This window comes from Pantoea sp. BS_8 (assembly GCF_041954965.1).
Classification (GTDB): Bacteria; Pseudomonadota; Gammaproteobacteria; order Enterobacterales; family Enterobacteriaceae; genus Pantoea; species Pantoea stewartii.
On the sequence record NZ_JAVAXU010000002.1, the window covers coordinates 465,702 to 485,993 of the forward strand.

General features: G+C 54.7%; 19 protein-coding genes. 18 read left to right on the plus strand and 1 reads right to left on the minus strand.

Translation table 11 applies throughout. The features are described from left to right. Window positions 1–152: 152 nt before the first annotated feature. The 9 genes from miaB to RAC65_RS07670 all read left to right on the plus strand — a co-directional run bounded on the left by miaB (window position 153) and on the right by RAC65_RS07670 (window position 9,511). A complete protein-coding gene (gene miaB, locus RAC65_RS07630; protein ID WP_033739300.1) occupies window positions 153–1,577 on the plus strand; it encodes a tRNA (N6-isopentenyl adenosine(37)-C2)-methylthiotransferase MiaB in 1,425 nt (474 codons plus the stop codon). Between the two features lie 207 nt (window positions 1,578–1,784). Then, window positions 1,785–2,846 (plus strand): PhoH family protein, encoded by a 1,062-nt coding sequence (locus RAC65_RS07635; protein ID WP_033739297.1) that lies wholly within the window; start codon window positions 1,785–1,787, stop codon window positions 2,844–2,846. After that, on the plus strand, window positions 2,843–3,316 hold the full coding sequence (ybeY, locus tag RAC65_RS07640; RefSeq protein ID WP_033739295.1) for an rRNA maturation RNase YbeY: 474 nt from the start codon (window positions 2,843–2,845) through the stop codon (window positions 3,314–3,316). Before RAC65_RS07635 ends, ybeY begins: the two co-directional genes overlap by 4 nt. An 81-nt stretch (window positions 3,317–3,397) precedes the next feature. Next, on the plus strand, window positions 3,398–4,279 hold the full coding sequence (gene corC, locus RAC65_RS07645) for a CNNM family magnesium/cobalt transport protein CorC (RefSeq protein ID WP_033739293.1): 882 nt from the start codon (window positions 3,398–3,400) through the stop codon (window positions 4,277–4,279). 4 nt (window positions 4,280–4,283) lie between these two features. Then, window positions 4,284–5,807, plus strand: coding sequence for an apolipoprotein N-acyltransferase (gene lnt, locus RAC65_RS07650; RefSeq protein ID WP_058701174.1), 1,524 nt, complete (start codon window positions 4,284–4,286; stop codon window positions 5,805–5,807). A 510-nt stretch (window positions 5,808–6,317) separates the two neighbouring features. Next, a complete protein-coding gene (locus RAC65_RS07655; RefSeq protein WP_033739290.1) occupies window positions 6,318–7,214 on the plus strand; it encodes an amino acid ABC transporter substrate-binding protein in 897 nt (298 codons plus the stop codon). A gap of 153 nt (window positions 7,215–7,367) precedes the next feature. Next, on the plus strand, window positions 7,368–8,108 hold the full coding sequence (locus RAC65_RS07660; protein ID WP_006118418.1) for an amino acid ABC transporter permease: 741 nt from the start codon (window positions 7,368–7,370) through the stop codon (window positions 8,106–8,108). After that, complete coding sequence (gene gltK, locus RAC65_RS07665) at window positions 8,108–8,785, plus strand: glutamate/aspartate ABC transporter permease GltK (protein WP_006118417.1); 678 nt, start codon at window positions 8,108–8,110, stop codon at window positions 8,783–8,785. The genes RAC65_RS07660 and gltK overlap by 1 nt, the downstream gene beginning before the upstream one ends. Continuing rightward, window positions 8,786–9,511, plus strand: a complete 726-nt coding sequence (locus RAC65_RS07670) for an amino acid ABC transporter ATP-binding protein (RefSeq protein WP_039342886.1) — start codon at window positions 8,786–8,788, stop codon at window positions 9,509–9,511. A gap of 33 nt (window positions 9,512–9,544) precedes the next feature. On the opposite strand, the gene RAC65_RS07675 is transcribed toward RAC65_RS07670, so the two are convergent. After that, the gene (locus RAC65_RS07675) at window positions 9,545–10,027 is read right to left on the minus strand and encodes a zinc ribbon-containing protein (protein ID WP_006118415.1); all 483 of its coding nucleotides are present in this window, start codon (window positions 10,025–10,027) and stop codon (window positions 9,545–9,547) included. A gap of 221 nt (window positions 10,028–10,248) precedes the next feature. Between RAC65_RS07675 and leuS the strand changes: the two genes are divergently transcribed. From leuS to rlpA, 9 genes are all read left to right on the plus strand, one after another. Next, window positions 10,249–12,831, plus strand: coding sequence for a leucine--tRNA ligase (leuS, locus tag RAC65_RS07680; protein ID WP_039342889.1), 2,583 nt, complete (start codon window positions 10,249–10,251; stop codon window positions 12,829–12,831). 14 nt (window positions 12,832–12,845) lie between these two features. Beyond that, on the plus strand, window positions 12,846–13,445 hold the full coding sequence (gene lptE, locus RAC65_RS07685; protein ID WP_006118413.1) for an LPS assembly lipoprotein LptE: 600 nt from the start codon (window positions 12,846–12,848) through the stop codon (window positions 13,443–13,445). Further along, window positions 13,442–14,473 carry a DNA polymerase III subunit delta gene (gene holA / locus RAC65_RS07690; RefSeq protein ID WP_039342893.1) on the plus strand — a complete coding sequence of 344 codons (1,032 nt, stop codon included), beginning with the start codon at window positions 13,442–13,444 and terminating at the stop codon, window positions 14,471–14,473. Before lptE ends, holA begins: the two co-directional genes overlap by 4 nt. Further along, on the plus strand, window positions 14,466–15,107 hold the full coding sequence (gene nadD / locus RAC65_RS07695; RefSeq protein ID WP_324020233.1) for a nicotinate-nucleotide adenylyltransferase: 642 nt from the start codon (window positions 14,466–14,468) through the stop codon (window positions 15,105–15,107). Before holA ends, nadD begins: the two co-directional genes overlap by 8 nt. 90 nt (window positions 15,108–15,197) lie before the next feature. Then, window positions 15,198–15,515: a ribosome silencing factor gene (gene rsfS, locus RAC65_RS07700; protein WP_006118410.1), complete on the plus strand. Its 318-nt coding sequence runs from the start codon at window positions 15,198–15,200 to the stop codon at window positions 15,513–15,515. Between the two features lie 3 nt (window positions 15,516–15,518). Then, window positions 15,519–15,989, plus strand: coding sequence for a 23S rRNA (pseudouridine(1915)-N(3))-methyltransferase RlmH (gene rlmH / locus RAC65_RS07705; protein WP_006118409.1), 471 nt, complete (start codon window positions 15,519–15,521; stop codon window positions 15,987–15,989). Window positions 15,990–16,023: 34 nt separating this feature from the next. Then, window positions 16,024–17,928, plus strand: coding sequence for a peptidoglycan DD-transpeptidase MrdA (gene mrdA / locus RAC65_RS07710; RefSeq protein WP_033737455.1), 1,905 nt, complete (start codon window positions 16,024–16,026; stop codon window positions 17,926–17,928). A gap of 8 nt (window positions 17,929–17,936) precedes the next feature. Continuing rightward, window positions 17,937–19,049: a peptidoglycan glycosyltransferase MrdB gene (mrdB, locus tag RAC65_RS07715; protein WP_006118407.1), complete on the plus strand. Its 1,113-nt coding sequence runs from the start codon at window positions 17,937–17,939 to the stop codon at window positions 19,047–19,049. A 10-nt stretch (window positions 19,050–19,059) separates the two neighbouring features. Continuing rightward, window positions 19,060–20,190, plus strand: coding sequence for an endolytic peptidoglycan transglycosylase RlpA (rlpA, locus tag RAC65_RS07720; protein WP_375096549.1), 1,131 nt, complete (start codon window positions 19,060–19,062; stop codon window positions 20,188–20,190). Window positions 20,191–20,292: the final 102 nt, after the last annotated feature.

Below are 20,292 nucleotides of genomic sequence, written 5' to 3' on the forward strand. Positions count from 1 at the left end.
TTAGGCCGCCCCTTTTCAGCGCGGTGGTATTCCTGCAAAGTGTACCGGAAAAATGAGGCACGATCAGAAAAGCCCTCAGGCTGGTCACATCCGCAGCAAAGCATTACAATACGCGCCCAGCACTTCACTGCACTGATTTAATGGCTAGCTCGATGACAAAAAAACTGCATATCAAAACCTGGGGATGTCAGATGAATGAGTACGATTCATCTAAGATGTCTGACCTGCTGAACAGCACGCACGGCTATACCCTGACAGAGGAAGCCGAAGAGGCGGATATTCTGCTGCTCAACACCTGCTCAATCCGCGAGAAAGCGCAGGAGAAGGTTTTCCACCAGTTGGGGCGCTGGAAAAAACTCAAAGAGCGCAACCCGGATTTGATCATCGGTGTTGGCGGCTGCGTCGCGTCGCAGGAAGGGGATCATATTCGCCAGCGTGCGCCTTGCGTGGACATTGTCTTTGGTCCGCAAACCCTGCATCGCCTGCCTGAAATGATTAATACCGTGCGCGGCAGCAAAAGTCCGGTTGTGGACATCAGCTTCCCGGAAATTGAAAAATTCGACCGCCTGCCAGAACCGCGGGCCGAAGGCCCCACCGCGTTTGTCTCCATCATGGAAGGCTGCAACAAATATTGTACGTTCTGCGTGGTGCCTTATACGCGCGGTGAAGAAGTCAGCCGTCCGTCAGACGATATTCTGCTGGAGATCGCGCAGTTGGCTGCGCAGGGCGTACGCGAAGTGAACCTGTTAGGGCAGAACGTGAACGCTTATCGCGGCGAAACATTTGACGGCGACGTGTGCACCTTTGCTGAACTGCTGCGTCTGGTGGCGGCGATTGACGGCATTGACCGTATTCGCTTCACCACCAGCCATCCGATTGAGTTCACCGATGACATCATTGATGTCTATCGCGATACGCCAGAGCTGGTAAGCTTCCTCCACCTGCCTGTGCAGAGCGGCGCCGACCGGATTCTGACGCTGATGAAGCGTGCGCACACTGCGCTGGAGTACAAGGCTATCATTCGCAAACTGCGCGCTGCACGCCCTGACATTGAGATCAGTTCTGACTTTATCGTGGGTTTCCCGGGTGAAACACAGCAGGACTTTGAGCAAACGATGAAGCTGATTGGTGATATTAACTTTGATATGAGCTACAGCTTTATCTACTCAGCGCGGCCGGGCACACCTGCGGCAGACTTGCCTGACGACGTCAGCGACGAAGAGAAAAAACAGCGTCTGTATATTCTGCAGGATCGCATCAACCAGCAGGCCATGGCGATCAGCCGCCGTATGCTTGGCAGCGTGCAGCGGATTCTGGTAGAAGGCATTTCACGTAAAAACGTGATGGAGCTGACCGGCCGGACCGAAAACAACCGAGTGGTGAATTTCGAAGGTCCGGTAGAGATGATAGGTAAGTTTGTCGACGTTGAAATTGTCGATGTCTATACCAACTCCTTGCGCGGCAAGCTGGTGCGGACTGAAGAGGAAATGGGCTTACGTGTGGTTGAAAGCCCGGCCTCCGTTATCGCCCGTACCCGCAAAGAAAATGATATCGGCGTTGGCGTCTTCCAGCCCTGATCTTCCGTTATGTGCGGCAGCTCACCGTCGGCTGCCGCACATTCTGCTGTTTTGCACTTGGTTTCTGCCGGTGCCGCCCAAATATCACCTCGTAAGCTTGCGCCCCGGCATGACCGCATAAATAATTTCGTTATGATGCATCCGCTTAACACATCTGATGCACCCGCAATCCCTTTCAACTGGCCCTGAGTGACCCAAAGGATTCGTTTGAATATTGAAACCCGTGAAATCGCCCTTGAACCGGCTGATAACCGCCGTCTGATGAGCCTGTGCGGTCCATTTGATGACAATGTAAAACAGCTGGAGCGTCGTCTTGGCATTGAGATAAACCGCCGGGACAATCAGTTTAAACTGGTTGGTCGGGTGCTGTGCGTGAATGCCGCGGTCGAGATCCTGAAAACACTTTATGTCGATACCGCGCCCGTGCGCGGCGAAATTCCGGATATCGAACCCGAGCAGATTCATCTGGCGATAAAAGAAAGCCGGGTGCTGGAACAAACGGCAGAAAGCGTGCCCGACTACGGTAAAGCGGTCAATATCAAGACCAAGCGTGGCGTCATCAAGCCGCGCACCCCAAATCAGGCACAGTATATTGCCAATATCCTCGACCACGACATCACCTTTGGCGTGGGCCCGGCGGGTACCGGTAAAACCTACCTGGCTGTCGCTGCCGCGGTCGATGCGCTCGAACGCCAGGAGATTCGTCGCATCCTGCTCACGCGCCCCGCCGTCGAGGCCGGTGAAAAACTGGGCTTCCTGCCGGGCGATTTGAGCCAGAAAGTGGACCCCTACCTGCGTCCGCTTTACGACGCCCTGTTTGAGATGCTGGGCTTTGAAAAAGTCGAGAAGCTGATGGAACGCAACGTCATCGAAGTCGCGCCGCTGGCCTATATGCGCGGCCGTACGCTGAATGACGCGTTTATCATTCTTGATGAAAGCCAGAACACCACTATCGAGCAGATGAAGATGTTTCTGACCCGTATCGGCTTTAACTCAAAAGCGGTCATCACCGGCGACGTCACGCAGATCGACCTGCCGCGCCACACAAAATCGGGTTTACGTCACGCGATTGAGGTCCTGTCTGAAGTGGAAGAAATCAGCTTTAACTTCTTTCACAGTGAAGACGTTGTGCGTCATCCGGTCGTGGCACGCATCGTGACCGCTTATGAAGCCTGGGAAGAAGCCGATCAGAAACGTCGCGATCAGCAGGCCGAAGAGCGTAAGCGTGAAGCCCTTGCTGCCCAACATAGCGTTCAGGAGAAACCATGAGCGACGTGATTCTCGACCTGCAGCTGGCCTGTGAACAAACAGAAAATCTCCCCACGGAAAGCCAGTTTCAGCGCTGGCTGGAAGCTGCGGTGACGCCGTTTCAGCCGGAAAGCGAAGTGACTATTCGTCTGGTGGATGAACAAGAAAGCCATGAGCTTAACCTGACCTACCGTGGTAAAGATAAACCCACCAATGTGTTGTCATTTCCTTTTGAAGCGCCACCCGGTATTGAATTGCCCCTGCTGGGCGATTTGATCATCTGCCGTCAGGTCGTGGAACAGGAAGCGCAGGAACAAGGGAAAAGCGTCGAAGCCCACTGGGCGCACATGGTGGTTCACGGTACGCTGCATCTGTTGGGTTATGATCACATTGAAGACAGCGAAGCCGAAGAGATGGAAGGTCTGGAGACCGAGATAATGCTTGCTCTTGGTTATCCTGATCCGTACATTTCGGAGAAAGAAAACGCCTGAGTTGTGGACTCAGGCCATCCTGCTGCCGGTAACCCGACCGGCAGCATCACTTACTGACCAGAGAGATCTTTAAAAACCGCCATGAGCGACGACCATTCTCAAAACAGCGATGCACCCAGTAGTAAAAAGGGATTTTTTTCCCTACTGCTCAACCAACTGTTTCACGGTGAACCCAAAAACCGTGACGAGCTCCTGAGCCTTATCCGTGATTCCAATCAAAAGGACCTGATTGATCAGGATACCCGCGACATGCTGGAAGGCGTGCTGGATATTGCAGAACAGCGCGTACGCGACATCATGATTCCGCGCTCTCAGATGATCACCCTGAAACGCAACCAGAACCTCGAAGAGTGCCTGGATGTGATCATTGACTCCGCACACTCCCGCTTTCCGGTGATCAGCGAAGACAAGGACCATGTTGAAGGCATCCTGATGGCGAAAGATCTGCTGCCGTTTATGAGCAGCGAATCAGAAGCCTTCAGCGTCGAAAAAGTGCTGCGTCCTGCGGTGGTTGTGCCTGAGAGCAAGCGCGTTGACCGTATGCTGAAAGAGTTTCGTTCCCAGCGCTATCATATGGCGATTGTGATCGATGAGTTTGGTGGCGTGTCCGGACTGGTCACGATTGAAGATATTCTCGAACTGATTGTTGGCGAAATTGAAGACGAATATGACGATGAGGAAGATCGGGATATCCGCCAGCTCAACCGCCAGACCTACACGGTGCGTGCGTTAACCCCCATTGAGGATTTCAATGAGGTGTTCGGCACCCAGTTCAGCGATGACGAAGTGGATACCATTGGTGGACTGGTAATGCAGGGCTTTGGTCATCTGCCGGCGCGCGGTGAAAGCATCGACATTGATGGTTACCAGTTCAAAGTTGCCATGGCCGACAGCCGCCGTATCATTCAGGTCCACGTAAAAATCCCGGAAAATTCGGCGCTACCTCAACTGGATGACGAATAACGCTATGGCATTTGCCTCCTTTTACCAGCAGCAGCGGGTCCGTCTGCTGCTGGCTTTACTGAGCGGCGCCTGTGGCACGCTCGCCTTTTCCCCTTATGATTTCTGGCCTGCCGCCCTGCTTTCGCTGTTCGGCCTGCAACTTCTGACGTTGAACCGCACCAGTCCTCAGGCCAGCGCCATTGGTTTCAGTTGGGGGTTTGGCCTGTTTGGCAGCGGTATTAACTGGGTTTATGTCAGCATTGCCACTTTTGGCGGCATGCCTGGCCCAGTGAACGTTTTTCTGGTGGTCCTGCTGGCGGCTTACCTCGCGATTTATCCGGCGCTGTTTACCGGCATCCTGAACCGGATTTGGCCACGTCCCACACTGTGGCGACTGGCGCTGGCCGCTCCCGCGTTATGGCAGGTGACGGAGTTTTTGCGCGGCTGGATTTTAACCGGCTTTCCGTGGTTGCAGTTTGGCTACAGTCAGATTGATGGCCCGCTAAAGGGGATTGCGCCGCTGGCTGGCGTGGAAAGTATTACCTTCCTGCTGATGGTCATTGCGGGTTTGCTGGTTTATGCGCAGCAGCGACGTCAGGTGAAAAGCCTGGTGGGCGCGCTCGCGTTACTGGCAATATGCTGGCCGTTGCGTTATCTGCACTGGTATCAGCCTTTACCCCAGCAGGCGGTCGATGTCGCGCTGGTGCAGGGCGATATTCCCCAGTCGATGAAGTGGGACCCGCAGCAGTTGCTGAACACGCTGCGCATTTATAACGATTTAAGCCAGCCGCTGATGGGGAAAGCCCCCATTATTATCTGGCCGGAGTCGGCAATTACCGATCTGGAAAGTAACCAGCAACCGTTCCTGCGTTCGCTGGATGCCGAACTCCGCGCGCGCGGTAGCGCACTGGTGACCGGTATCGTGGATTCGCGCCTGGAGCAGAATCGTTATCATGATTACAACACGGTTATCGTGCTGGGCGGGCCGAAGCCCTACAACTACTTCAGCACTAACCGCTATCAGAAAAACCATCTGGTGCCGTTTGGTGAGTTTGTTCCCATGGCGGATTTGCTGCGCCCGCTTGCCCCCTTCTTCGATTTGCCGATGTCTGCCTTCAGCCGCGGTGCCTATTTGCAGCCTCAGCTCAATGTGGCGAATTATCACCTTACGACGGCGATTTGCTACGAGATCGTGTTGGGTGAGCAGGTGCGGGCGAACTTCCGTCCGGACACCGACTTTCTGCTGACCGTCTCTAATGATGCCTGGTTTGGTCACTCGATTGGTCCCTGGCAACACTTCCAGATGGCGCGTATGCGCGCACTTGAGCTGGGCAGACCGCTGCTGCGCGGCACCAACAATGGCGTAACCGCCGTGGTGAATGCCAATGGCGATGTGGAAAAGGTTCTGCCGCAGTTCACGCGCGGCGTACTCGTGGATAAGGTAACGCCTACCCGCGGCGAAACGCCATACTCGAAAGCCGGGCTCTGGCCGGTATGGATAGCGACAGTGCTGGCCGGGTTACTGGCCTTCATCCGACGTCAGCGCTGACACGCTGTGGTGAAGCGCTGCTTCGCCACAGCCTTTCGCGGTGTCTTAATCCGCACGCTGTTTCCCTTCCCCCTTTTACTGCTTTTGTTTCTGCTTCTGCTTCTGCTTCTGCTTCTGCTTCTGCTTCTGCTTCTGCTTCTGCTTCTGCTTCTTCAGTCAAACCGCCCGTTCACCCCACTGTCATTTTATTCTGGCACGATGATTGCTAAATGTTTCTGTATTCCTGCAACGCGGGGCTTGTTACCCACGATGGCATGGGCGTAATGCACCATTAACGCTCAATCTGCGCACCTTCCGCGTGCATGGACGCGCGATTGCCTTTTTTTGGTGCGAATGCCATCGCAAAAAAGAAACTTTTTTGTTTCATTAGGTTAACAATCCGCTATGTTAGTGAATATTCTTAAGCGCAGACGCGCGAGGGAATAATAAGAAAAGCAGTGCAAAATACACACAACATCACACTCAGTACAGGGTTGATCCTGTGCAATTTCCACACGAAGGAGTTGGAACATGCAATTACGCAAAGTGGCATTATCTCTTTTGCTGTTGAGCGCAGCAGCGGGAGCGGCCCAGGCGGAAGATCTCAGCGGTACCCTGAAAAAAATTAATGACAGTGGCGTCATTGTTATCGGGCATCGCGAATCGTCAGTTCCCTTTTCATATTACGACAACCAACAGAAAGTCGTTGGCTATTCACAGGCTTATTCAAACGCGATTGCTGATGCCATTAAAGCGAAGCTGAATAAACCTGATCTGCAGATCAAAATGATCCCGATTACTTCACAGAACCGTATTCCGCTGCTGCAAAACGGCACCTATGACTACGAATGTGGCTCAACGACCAATAACCTTGAGCGCCAGAAACAGGCGGCCTTTTCCGACACCATTTTTGTTATCGGTACCCGCTTGCTGGTTAAAAAAGGCAGCCCAATTAAGGATTTTGACGATCTGAAAGGCAAGACTGTCGTGGTGACCTCAGGTACGACGTCAGAAGTGCTGCTGCATAAACTGAACGACGAGAAAAAGATGGATATGCGCATCATCAGCGCCAAAGACCATGGTGATTCGTTCCGTACGCTGGAAACCGGTCGTGCCGTGGCCTTTATGATGGATGACGCCCTGCTGGCTGGCGAACGCGCTAAAGCGAAAAAACCGGATGACTGGGTCATTATCGGTACGCCACAGTCTAAAGAAGCTTATGGCTGTATGCTGCGCAAAGACGATCCGCAGTTCAAAAAGCTGGTTGATGACACCATTGCAAAAGCCCAGACCTCCGGCCAGGCAGAAAAATGGTTCGACACCTGGTTTAAACAGCCTATTCCTCCTAAAAACCTGAACATGAACTTTGAATTGTCTGATGACATGAAAGCCCTGTTCAAAACGCCGAATGATAAAGCGCTGAATTAACAACGATAACAAGGGCGGCGCTGTCGCCCTCTCGATTGCTGAAACCGCGGCGTGGACAGACCGCCTGATCGGGTCGTTCCCCTGATTCAGGCGCATTAAGCCGTTCATCAATCTTCAGGGTAGCTCTGCTACCCTTTTTTACCGGAGTTCGTTATGGGTATCGATTGGAACTGGGGCATTTTTCTCGAACAGGCCCCGTTCGGAAATACCACCTATCTCGGCTGGTTGTGGTCCGGTTTTCAGGTGACAATTGCTGTCTCCTGCTGTGCCTGGATTATCGCTTTCTGCGTAGGTTCATTCTTTGGCATTCTGCGTACCGTGCCTAATCGCCTGCTGGCAACGATTGGCACCTGCTATGTGGAATTGTTTCGTAACATCCCCCTGATCGTGCAGTTCTTTTTCTGGTATCTGGTGGCGCCAGAGCTGGTTGGTCAGAAGCTTGGCATGTGGTTTAAGTCGGAGCTGGATCCCAACCTGCAGTTCTTTATCTCATCGGTGATCTGTCTGGGCCTGTTTACCGCCGCACGCGTCTGCGAGCAGGTGCGCGCGGCGATTCAGTCTTTGCCGCGGGGACAAAAGAATGCCGGGCTGGCAATGGGCCTGACGCTGCCACAAACCTATCGCTACGTGTTGCTTCCTAATGCTTACCGCGTGATTGTGCCGCCAATGACGTCAGAAATGCTTAACCTGGTTAAAAACTCGGCGATTGCGTCGACGATCGGCCTGGTGGACATGGCTGCGCAGGCGGGCAAGCTGCTGGACTATTCCGCACACGCTTATGAATCGTTTACGGCCATTACGCTGGCCTACATTGCCATCAACCTGGTGATTATGTTTTTGATGAGCCTGGTTGAGCGCAAAGTGCGTCTGCCCGGCAATATGGGAGGCAAGTGATGTACGCGTTTGACTGGAGTTCCATTCCTCCCAGCCTGCCTTACCTGCTTAATGGTCTGGTCATTACCTTTAAAATCACGCTTACGGCGGTGGTCTTCGGCATCCTGTGGGGCACGCTGCTGGCGGTGATGCGTTTGTCGACCTTCAGGCCCATCAGCTGGTTTGCCAAACTGTACGTTAACCTGTTCCGTTCGGTACCGCTGGTTATGGTCCTGCTGTGGTTTTATCTGGTGGTGCCGAGTTTCCTGCAGCAGGTGCTGGGTATTTCCCCTAAAACCGACATTCGTTTGATTTCGGCAATGGTCGCCTTTTCGCTGTTCGAAGCGGCGTATTATTCGGAAATCATTCGCGCCGGCATCATCAGTATTGCGCGTGGGCAATCCAGCGCGGCGCTGGCGCTGGGCATGACGCAGTGGCAGTCCATGCGCCTGGTGATTCTGCCTCAGGCGTTTCGTGCCATGGTTCCGCTGTTACTGACCCAGGGCATCGTCCTGTTCCAGGATACCTCGTTAGTGTATGTGCTGAGCCTGGCGGACTTCTTCCGCACCGCCTCCACCATCGGTGAGCGTGACGGTACCCAGGTTGAGATGGTGTTGTTTGCCGGTCTGGTCTACTTCGTGATCAGCCTGAGCGCGTCACTGTTGGTCAGCTATCTAAAAAGAAAAAGGACGGTTTAAATGATTAGCCTGAAAAACGTTTCTAAGTGGTATGGTCAATTTCAGGTGCTGACCGACTGCTCTACCGAAGTCAAGACCGGTGAAGTGGTTGTGGTATGCGGGCCGTCAGGCTCGGGCAAATCGACCCTGATCAAAACCGTGAATGGCCTGGAACCTGTGCAACAGGGCAGCATTACGGTAAACGGTACTGAAGTGAACAATAAAAAAACCAATCTGGCCAAACTGCGCAGTAAGGTCGGCATGGTGTTTCAGCACTTCGAACTGTTCCCTCACCTGAGCATTATTGATAACCTGGTGCTGGCGCAGGTCAAAGTCTTAAAGCGCGACAAAACCGCCGCCCGCGAGAAAGGCCTCAAATTGCTGACTCGCGTGGGCCTGTCAGCGCATGCAGATAAATTTCCCGGCCAGCTCTCGGGCGGTCAGCAGCAGCGTGTCGCGATTGCGCGGGCACTCTGTATGGATCCGATTGCCATGCTGTTTGATGAGCCGACCTCCGCACTCGATCCCGAAATGATCAATGAAGTGCTGGACGTTATGGTCGAACTGGCCCAGGAAGGCATGACCATGATGGTCGTGACACATGAAATGGGCTTCGCCCGTAAGGTGGCCAATCGGGTGATCTTTATGGACGAAGGAAAAATTATCGAAGACACCCATAAAGATGACTTCTTTAATAATCCACAGTCTGAGCGGGCAAAGGATTTCCTGGCAAAAATTCTGCACTAAACGTCAGGCGGGCACAAAGCCCGCCTGCTTCTTCTACGGCTCAAAAGGCTGACGATAAAACTGATCGTGATTGCATTCGGGGCAACGTGACAGCGTTTCCGGCGTATAAATGGCGCGAGTGAAGTGGCATTTTTCGCAGACCAGATTGCCCAGGCCCACCACCTCACCACTTTGGTACACACCGTGATGTTGCAAATCCTGAAAAACCTCACGCCACTCTAACTGACTTTTATCCGTAATATCTGCCAGCTCCTTCCAGATGCTTTCCCGAATCACGCGCATAAAAACGGAGTCGGCGACCGGCTCTTCCGCCTCTGCATAGTTACGGCCAAACTCTGCCAGATCGCGACGCACCGACGTCAGCGCCCGATCGATTTCGTCCGGCGTCAGATCGGAGTGCGCTTGTAAATGACGGCGCCGATCGTCGACTAATGTATCCAGATCGCGATCGCCGTGGCGAAGACGTTCGGTTAATACCGCCAGTGAGGCGTGATATTCCTGGGCCACTTTATTCATTTTATTCTCCTTTTTGCGCTCAGTACCTGTACTAAGTTTAGCTACTTTGTCACATTTGCCCGGCTCGCTGGGTAAGGAAGCGTAAAAGAGTGAAAGCAGGGATGCGTTGACGATAAATCGCCCCGCAAAAGTGGGAAGTGTTGTTGATGTGCGGCCTTATGGGTATGCTATGCGGATCGTAAAGTCAGCAAAGTGTCATCTATTAAGGACCACAGGCAGCCATGCAAGAGCAATACCGCCCGGAAGAGATTGAATCCCGCGTTCAGCAGCAGTGGGATGAAAACGAAACGTTTAAAGTGACTGAGCAGGAAGGCAAAGAGAAGTACTACTGCCTGTCTATGCTGCCCTATCCTTCTGGCCGCCTGCACATGGGCCACGTTCGTAACTACACCATCGGCGACGTCATTGCGCGTTATCAGCGCATGCTCGGCAAAAACGTGCTGCAGCCAATTGGCTGGGACGCCTTCGGTCTGCCTGCGGAAGGCGCGGCGGTCAAAAACAATACCGCGCCGGCGCCCTGGACTTATGACAACATCGCGTACATGAAAAACCAGCTTAAGCTGCTGGGATTTGGCTATGACTGGAGCCGCGAGCTGGCGACCTGTCAACCGGAGTATTACCGCTGGGAACAGTGGTTCTTCACCAAACTGTATGAAAAAGGCCTGGTGTACAAAAAAACCTCGGCGGTGAACTGGTGCCCGAACGATCAGACCGTACTGGCTAACGAGCAGGTTATCGATGGCTGCTGCTGGCGCTGTGACACCAAAGTCGAGCGCAAAGAGATCCCACAGTGGTTCATTAAAATCACTGATTACGCCGAAGAGCTGTTAAACGATCTGGATACGCTGGAAGAGTGGCCTGAGCAGGTCAAAACCATGCAGCGTAACTGGATCGGCCGTTCTGAAGGGGTGGAAATCACCTTTGACGTGGCAGACAGCAGCGAAAAAGTGACAGTTTATACCACGCGTCCGGACACCTTCTACGGCGCGACCTATGTCGCTGTCGCCGCCGGTCATCCGCTGGCGGCACAGGCGGCGGCCAGCAACCCTGCTCTGGCTGATTTTATCGCAGAATGCCGCAATACCAAGGTAGCCGAAGCCGATATGGCCACCATGGAAAAGAAAGGCATGGCGACAGGCCTGTCTGTCGTGCATCCGTTAACGGGTGAACGTCTTCCTGTGTGGGTCGCGAACTTCGTCCTGATGGAATACGGTACGGGTGCGGTCATGGCCGTGCCGGCGCATGACCAGCGCGACTGGGAATTTGCGACCAAATACGATCTGCCGATCAAACCGGTTATCCTCAATCTGGACGGCAGCGAGCCTGACGTCAGCGCCGCCGCGATGACCGACAAAGGTACGCTGTTTAACTCTGCCGAGTGCAGCGGCCTGGATCACAGTGCCGGTTTTAACGCCATTGCAGATGCGCTGGCGGCAAAAGGCGTTGGCGAGCGTAAAGTCAACTATCGCCTGCGCGACTGGGGCGTTTCTCGTCAGCGTTACTGGGGCGCGCCGATTCCGATGGTAACCCTGGAAGATGGCACCGTCATGCCGACACCAGAAGACCAGTTACCGGTGATTCTGCCGGAAGACGTGGTCATGGACGGCATTACCAGTCCGATTAAAGCCGATCCGGACTGGGCAAAAACCACCGTGAACGGTCAGCCTGCGCTGCGCGAAACCGATACCTTTGATACCTTTATGGAATCGTCTTGGTACTACGCGCGTTATACCTGTGCAGACTACAAGGACGGTATGCTGGACCCGGCTGCAGCAAACTACTGGCTGCCGGTAGATCAGTATGTCGGCGGTATCGAACACGCCATCATGCACCTGATGTATTTCCGCTTCTTCCATAAACTGCTGCGTGATGCAGGCCTGGTGAATTCGAATGAGCCAGCCAAACGTCTGCTGTGCCAGGGCATGGTGTTAGCGGATGCGTTCTATTATCTGGGCGTTAACGGCGAACGTAACTGGGTTTCGCCGGTTGACGTGACCGTCGAGCGCGATGAGAAAGGCCGCATTGTTAAAGCCGTAGATACTCAGGGCCGCGAGGTGATTTACGCGGGCATGAGCAAAATGTCCAAGTCGAAAAACAACGGCATCGATCCCCAACTGATGGTTGAGCGCTATGGTGCCGATACCGTCCGTCTGTTCATGATGTTTGCCTCGCCTGCGGATATGACGCTGGAGTGGCAGGAATCCGGTGTGGAAGGGGCAAACCGCTTCCTGAAACGTGTCTGGAAACTGGTCTACGATCATTCACAGAAAGGTGCAACGGTTGCCCTGGACGTCGCCAGCCTGAATGACGATCAGAAAGCGTTGCGCCGCGACCTGCACAAAACCATTGCCAAAGTGTCGGATGATATTGGTCGTCGCCAGACCTTTAACACCGCGATTGCGGCGGTCATGGAGCTGATGAACAAGCTGGCGCGTGCGCCGCAGGACAGCGAGCAGGATCGTGCGTTGATGCAGGAGGCCTTACTGGCCGTGACGCGTTTGCTGTATCCGTTCACCCCGCATGCCAGCTACGTGCTGTGGCAGACGCTGGGCGGCGAAGGCACTATCGACAATGCGGAATGGCCAGTGGCGGATGACGCCGCAATGGTCGAAGATTCTCTGCTGGTCGTGGTGCAGGTCAACGGTAAAGTGCGGGGTAAAATTACTGTGGCAGCCGAGGCTACACAGGAGCAGGTTCAGGCGCGCGCTGCTGAGGAGCCCCTGGTGGCGAAATACCTTGATGGTGTGAGCATTCGTAAAGTCATTTATGTACCGGGCAAACTGCTTAACCTGGTTGTGGGTTAAGTTCAGGAGGAACTGTGCGACATCCGATTATCAGGTTGTTTGTCATGCTGGCGGCGGTGATCACCGCTGGCTGTGGTTTTCACCCGCGCGGCACCACTCAGGTGCCGACGGAACTGCGAACGCTGGTCTTAGAAACGGGCGATCCTTACGGGCCGCTGACGCGCGTGGTGCGTCAGCAGTTGCGAATCAACAACGTTAACATCGTTGAAGCGACGCAGAAAAACAGCATGGTCGTACCGACCCTGCGTCTGGGCGGGGAATCTCAGGGCCGAAGCACCGCATCCGTCTTCATCAGCGGCACAACCGCTGAATATCAGATGGCGATGGTGGTTACGGCTCAGGTCTTGATTCCCAACAAAGGGATCTACCCTATCAGCACGACCGTTTATCGCTCGTTCTTTGATAACCCGAACGCGGCCCTGGCGAAAGATGCGGAACAGGACATGATCACCCAGGAGATGCGTCAACGTGCAGCCGAACAACTGGTTCGTAAGCTGTTGGCGGTACATGCGGCCCAGATGGACAGCCCGCAGACATCCTCTTCGTCAACGGTGGCAAAACCGGTTCACTCTGCTGCGGGAACGGCCTCTTCCGCGGCACCCCTGACGCAATGATCAGGATTTATCCGGAACAACTCAGCGCGCAGCTCCGTGAGGGGCTGCGCGCCTGTTATTTATTAACCGGCAATGAACCTCTGTTGTTGCAGGAAAGTGCGGATGCCATTCGCGCCAGCGCCGTGGCGCAGGGCTTTGAAGAACATGTGAGTTTTACCCTGGATGCACAAACAGACTGGGACAGCCTGTTTGTCAGTTGCCAGTCAATGAGCCTGTTTACTCAGCGACAGACGCTTACATTGCAGTTTCCTGAAAATGGTCCCAATGCCGCCATCGCCGAACATCTGATCACGCTCGCCTCGCTGCTTCATGAGGATATTTTGCTGATTTGCCGGATGGCGAAACTCAGCAAAGCGCAGGAAAACAGCGCCTGGTTTAAAGCGCTGTCAGCCCATGCGGTGCTGGTCCCCTGCCAGACGCCGGAGCAGGCGCAACTGCCGCGCTGGGTCACCAGCCGGGCCAAAGCGATGAGGCTCGCGATCGACGATGCGGCGGTCCAGCTACTCTGTTACTGCTACGAAGGTAACCTGCTGGCGCTGGCGCAGGCACTTGAACGTCTGTCTCTTCAGTGGCCCGATGGCAAGCTCACGCTACCGCGCGTTGAAGCCGCAGTCAGTGATGCCGCGCACTTTACGCCTTATCACTGGGTCGACGCGCTACTGGCAGGCAAGAGCCGTCGCGCACTGCATATCCTGCAACAGTTGGAAAGTGAAGACAGCGAAGTGACGATATTGCTGCGGACGCTGCAGCGCGATCTGATGACTCTGCTGCACCTGCAACGTCATCAGACACAGCAACCTCTGCGTACACTGATGGATCAACAGCGCATCTGGCAAAATCGCCGTCCTCTCTTTACTGAGGCGTTGCAGCGCCTTGATGCAGCGCGCTTACAACAGGCAATCCATCTGTTGACGCAAATCGAAATTACGCTGAAACAGGATTATGGACAATCGGTCTGGCCACAGTTGCAAACGCTGTCGATGCTGATTGCCAACCGTGCTTTTCCCGCGAGTTTTGCACATGTCTGATTTACACGCCCTGTTTGGCGGCACCTTCGACCCGATCCATTTCGGCCATTTACGCCCGGCAGAAGCGCTGGCGCAGCAAACTGGCCTGGCCCGGGTTACCCTGTTGCCCAACAATGTGCCGCCGCACCGGCCGCAGCCGGAAGCCAGTCCGCAACAGCGCCTGGCGATGCTGCGGTGCGCTATTCGCGATCGGCCGCTTTTTGATATCGATACGCGCGAACTGCAACGGGACACGCCCTCATGGACTGTCGATACGTTAGAAGCCATACGGGCTGAACGTGGCGATCAGCCGTTAGGGTTTATTATCGGTCAGGACTCATTACTGACGCTTGCAAAATGGCATCGCTGGCAGGATTTACTGAGCCTGTGTCATCTGCTGGTGTGCCAGCGACCAGGCTATCCGACTGAGATGGCGACGCCGGACATGCAGGACTGGCTGGACAGACACGTGATCCACGATCCTCAGGAACTGCAGCAGCGTCCGGCCGGCGGCATCTGGCTGGCAGAAACCCCGCGCTATGCCATTTCAGCTACCGAAATTCGCAAGCGTCGTCATCAGCATCTCGCCTGTGACGATTTACTGCCCGCCTCGGTAATCGACTATATCGACCGCGCCGGCTTATATCGCGACTGATATGGGCGTGATATACTACGCCGCTAAATTTTTCGGCTGTATCCCGGGCGTCAGCCAGCCCGCTCTCACCAGTTTTTAAAGGGGAACCTTTTGCAAGGTAAAGCACTCCAAGAGTTCGTTGTTGATAAGATTGATGATTTGAAAGGTCAGAACATCGTCACCCTCGACGTTCAGGGTAAATCAAGCATTACTGATTTCATGATCATCTGCACCGGCACCTCGACGCGCCACGTTACCTCAATCGCTGAACACGTTGAGCAGGAATCCCGCGCCGCCGGCCTGATGCCGCTGGGCGTTGAAGGCAAGACGGCCGCTGACTGGGTTGTGGTCGACCTCGGTGAAGTCATCGTGCATGTGATGCAGGAAGAGAGCCGTCAGTTATATGAACTGGAAAAGCTCTGGGGTTAAGCGGTGAAATTGCAGCTTGTTGCCGTCGGCACCAAAATGCCTGACTGGGTGCAGACCGGTTTTATGGAATACCTGCGTCGTTTTCCCAAAGACATGCCGTTTGAACTGACGGAAGTTCCGGCGGGCAAACGGGGTAAAAATGCCGACATCAAACGCATCCTGGAAAAGGAAGGTGAAGCGATGCTGGCCGCCACAGGTAAAGGCAACCGGATTGTCACGCTGGATATTCCCGGACAGCCCTGGGAAACCCCACAGTTGGCCCAACAGCTGGAACGCTGGAAACAGGATGGCCGCGATGTCAGCCTGCTGATTGGCGGCCCGGAAGGGTTAGCGCCAGCCTGCAAAGCGGCGGCGGAACAGAGCTGGTCGCTTTCGGCCTTAACGTTGCCTCATCCGCTGGTGCGCGTGCTGGTTGCCGAAAGCCTCTATCGCGCATGGAGCATTACGACAAATCATCCTTATCATCGTGAATAACCGATAAGCTCACTCCAGACATTACAAGTAGCGGATGAAATTACAAAGCAACGCCTTTCGCGATTACAGCGCCGAACAAAAAGTCTTTGTCCGCAGGGCTTTTATTGCTTTTGTCGGCGTCTTACTGCTCTCCTCCGTGCTGGTGGTTAATCTCTATCACCTGCAGATTTTACGTTTCGACGATTACAGTACCCGCTCCAACGAAAACCGAATCAAACTGGTGCCGGTCGCGCCCAGCCGCGGCATCATCTATGACCGCACGGGTACGCCGCTGGCCCTGAACCGGACCATTTACCAGGCAGAACTGGTGCCGGAAAAGGTCGATGACCTGAAACAAACCCTGCAAAATTTGCGTCCGGTCCTCGAACTCACCGATGAGGATATCGAGGCGTTTGAAAAAGAGCGTAAACGTTCACGCCGCTTCACGTCGATTCCGGTTAAAACTGGGTTGAATGAGGTGCAGGTGGCGCGCTTTGCGGTAAATCAGTATCGCTTTCCTGGCGTAGAAGTGAAAGGCTACCAGCGCCGCTACTATCCCTATGGCCAGACACTGACTCATGTTGTGGGCTATGTGTCGAAAATTAACGACCGCGACGTAGCCCGTCTGGATAAAGAGGGAAAATGGCCCAACTATGCGGCGACGCATGATATCGGCAAACTCGGTATCGAAGCCTATTACGAAGACCTGCTGCATGGCAAAACCGGCTATGAAGAGGTCGAAGTTAACAACCGTGGCCGGGTCATACGGCAGTTGCACGAGCAGTCGCCCCAGGCCGGTCGTGATATTTATCTGACTATCGATCTCAAACTGCAGCAGTATATCGAGACGCTGCTGGCCGGTAGTCGTGCAGCGGTCGTGGTCAGCGATCCGCGCACCGGTGAGATTCTGGCGATGGTGTCGACCCCCAGCTACGATCCCAACCTGTTCGTTGACGGCATTTCCAGCAAAGACTATCGCGGCTTGCTGAACGATGAAAATCGCCCACTCTATAACCGCGCGATTCAGGCCGCTTATCCGCCTGCTTCTACCGTTAAACCCTATGTTGCCGTCTCCGCCCTGAGTGCGGGGGTGATTAACCGCAATACCAGCCTGTTCGATCCTGGCTGGTGGCAACTCCCCGGCTCCGAGAAACGCTACCGTGACTGGAAAAAATGGGGACATGGTCGCCTGAATGTCACCAAATCGCTGGAAGAGTCCGCTGATACCTTCTTTTATCAGGTTGCCTATGACATGGGCATCGATCGCCTGTCGGAGTGGATGACGAAATTTGGCTATGGCATGCGCACCGGCGTTGACCTGCCTCAGGAAAGCGCTGGCAACATGCCGACGCGTGACTGGAAAATGCGTCGCTTTAAAAAGCCCTGGTATCAAGGCGATACCATTCCAGTCGGCATCGGTCAGGGTTACTGGACAGCGACACCGTTGCAGATGAACAAAGCGATGATGATTCTTATCAACGACGGCATCATCAAAGTGCCGCATTTGCTGCGCGCGACCCGTGAAGGCCGTACGCTGGTGCCTTATCGTCAGCCGCCTTCCCAGCCGATTGGCGATATCCACTCTGGCTACTGGGAAATTGCCAAAGACGGCATGTACGGCGTCGCCAACCGGCCAAACGGCACGGCCCACAAAAGCTTTGCCGATGCGCCTTACAAAATTGCCGCGAAGTCCGGTACCGCACAGGTCTTCGGTCTGAAAGAGAACGAAACGTATAATGCGCATAAAATCGCTGAACGCTTACGTGACCATAAGCTGATGACCGCTTTCGCGCCTTACGATAAACCACGCGTTGCCGTCACCATGATTCTGGAAAACGGCGGGGCCGGTCCGGCAGTGGGCACGGTCATGCGCCAGATTCTGGATCACATTATGTTAGGCGATAACAATACTGTCCTGCCGGATGCTGCGCCTACACCACCTGGCTATGAAGGTGAATAATCATGTCGATGAATGACAGCCCGCAGAAGCGGACGATCTGGATGCGCATGCACATTGATCCGCTGTTTATGCTGATCATCCTTGCGCTACTGACCTACAGCGCCATTGTTATCTGGAGTGCCAGCGGCCAGGATCCCGGCATGATGGAACGTAAACTGGGCCAGATCGCCATGGGATTAGTGGTGATGCTGGTGCTGGCGCAGGTCCCGCCGCGAGTGTATGAAGGCTGGGCACCTTATCTGTATATTATCTGCGTCATTCTGCTGATCGCGGTGGATGCTTTTGGGCAAATCAGTAAAGGCGCACAGCGCTGGCTGGATTTGGGGTTTGTCCGCTTTCAGCCTTCCGAGATCGCCAAAATTGCGGTGCCGTTAATGGTGGCGCGTTTTATTAACCGCGATGTCTGTCCACCTACCCTGAAGAATACCGCAATTGCGCTGGTGCTGATTTTTCTTCCCACACTGCTGGTGGCCGCACAGCCTGACCTCGGCACCTCGATTCTCATCGCCGCGTCCGGGCTGTTTGTGTTGTTTCTGTCGGGCATGAGCTGGAAACTGATTGGCATTGCCGTCCTGCTGGTCGCAGCCTTTATTCCTATCCTGTGGTTCTTCCTGATGCATGATTATCAGCGAGACCGCGTGATGATGCTGCTTGATCCGGAAAGCGACCCATTGGGCGCGGGCTATCACATCATTCAGTCAAAAATCGCCATTGGCTCCGGCGGCTTGCGCGGTAAAGGCTGGCTGCACGGTACTCAGTCACAGCTGGAATTCTTGCCGGAACGTCATACGGACTTTATTTTTGCCGTGCTGGCCGAAGAGCTGGGTCTGGTCGGCGTGTTGTTACTGCTGGTGCTCTACCTGCTGTTAATCATGCGCGGCCTGATCGTCGCCGCACGGGCACAGACCACCTTTGGGCGCGTCATGGCGGGCGGATTAATGTTGATTTTATTCGTCTATGTTTTCGTTAACATTGGCATGGTTAGTGGTATCTTACCGGTGGTTGGCGTTCCGCTGCCGCTGGTCAGCTATGGCGGCTCGGCGCTTATTGTGCTTATGGCGGGATTTGGCATCGTAATGTCGATCCACACACACCGAAAAATGTTATCTAAAAGTGTTTAAGAGGTCGCAGATGCGTAAGGACTGGCTTGGCGTTGTATTGGCTTCAATGGTGTTGGCTGCATGTTCTACCCAGGAACCGCAACAGCAGAGTGCTCCACCCCAGCCCGCCTACAATGGCCCGGTGGTGGAAATTCCTGGCGTTGAGCCGCGTTATGAGCCGGTCAATCCGTCGACCAGTCAGGACTACAGCGTCAATGGCAAGACTTATCACATCATCAAAAATCCGGCTAACTACAGTGAAGTCGGATTAGCAGCCTGGTATGGCGACGAAGCCCAGGGCAGCCGTACCGCCATCGGCGAGGCTTTTGATCCGGATGCCCTGACCGCCGCGCATCCGACACTGCCGCTGCCAAGTTATGTGCGCGTCACGAATCTGGCCAACGGACGTCAGATTGTCGTGCGCGTTAACGATCGTGGCCCTTACACGCCAGGACGCATTATCGATCTGTCGCGTGCGGCCGGCGATCGTCTGAACATCTCCAATAACACCCGCGTCCGTGTGGATTACATCAGCGTCGCGCCAGATGGCACGCTCTCGGGTCCGGGTACTATCGGCACTGTTGTGGCAAAACAGAGTTACGCCCTGCCCGCGCGCCCCGATCTGAACGGCCCCGTCATGAGTTCGCCCTCCGTCATGAACGGCGGCGGTCAGACGCAAACGGCACCGGCAATGGAAACGGCACCTGCCGCACAGGACGTGTCGCCCATCAGTAATGCGACTCTGAAAACGGACAATGCCATGGGCGCGCCCGTTCAGAGCAGTGGTTTTCTGGGGGCCCCTCAGCCCTTACCGAGCGGTGTTCTGGAAGGCAGTGAGCCAGAGGCGGCCCCCGCCACTGCCGCACCGGTGGTTGCCAGCGCCGCCGCGCCTCACGCCGCTTCATCCAGCCAGAGCAGCAGCGCTTCGCTGTCCGGCTATGTCGTCCAGGTCAGCGCTATCAATGATGCAGCACGTGCGCGCCAGCTGCTCAGCAGTCTGCGCCAGCGCTTCGGCGTACCCGGCGCAGTGGAAAACGCGGGGAACAACGTTTATCGCGTACAGCTCGGCGGTTACAAAACCCGTGCCGAAGCTGTGGCGCTACAGCAGCGCCTGAGCCGTGAGGGTCAGAGCGCGGCTTTTGTGACCACCGCAGGTCGTTAAACAACAGCTTTACTCATGACTGGTAACGTCTGTTAACAACCCAGTTATCAAGCCGGATGCCTGTTAATCAGGCATTTGTTATGATGAATGACTTTTTTTAAC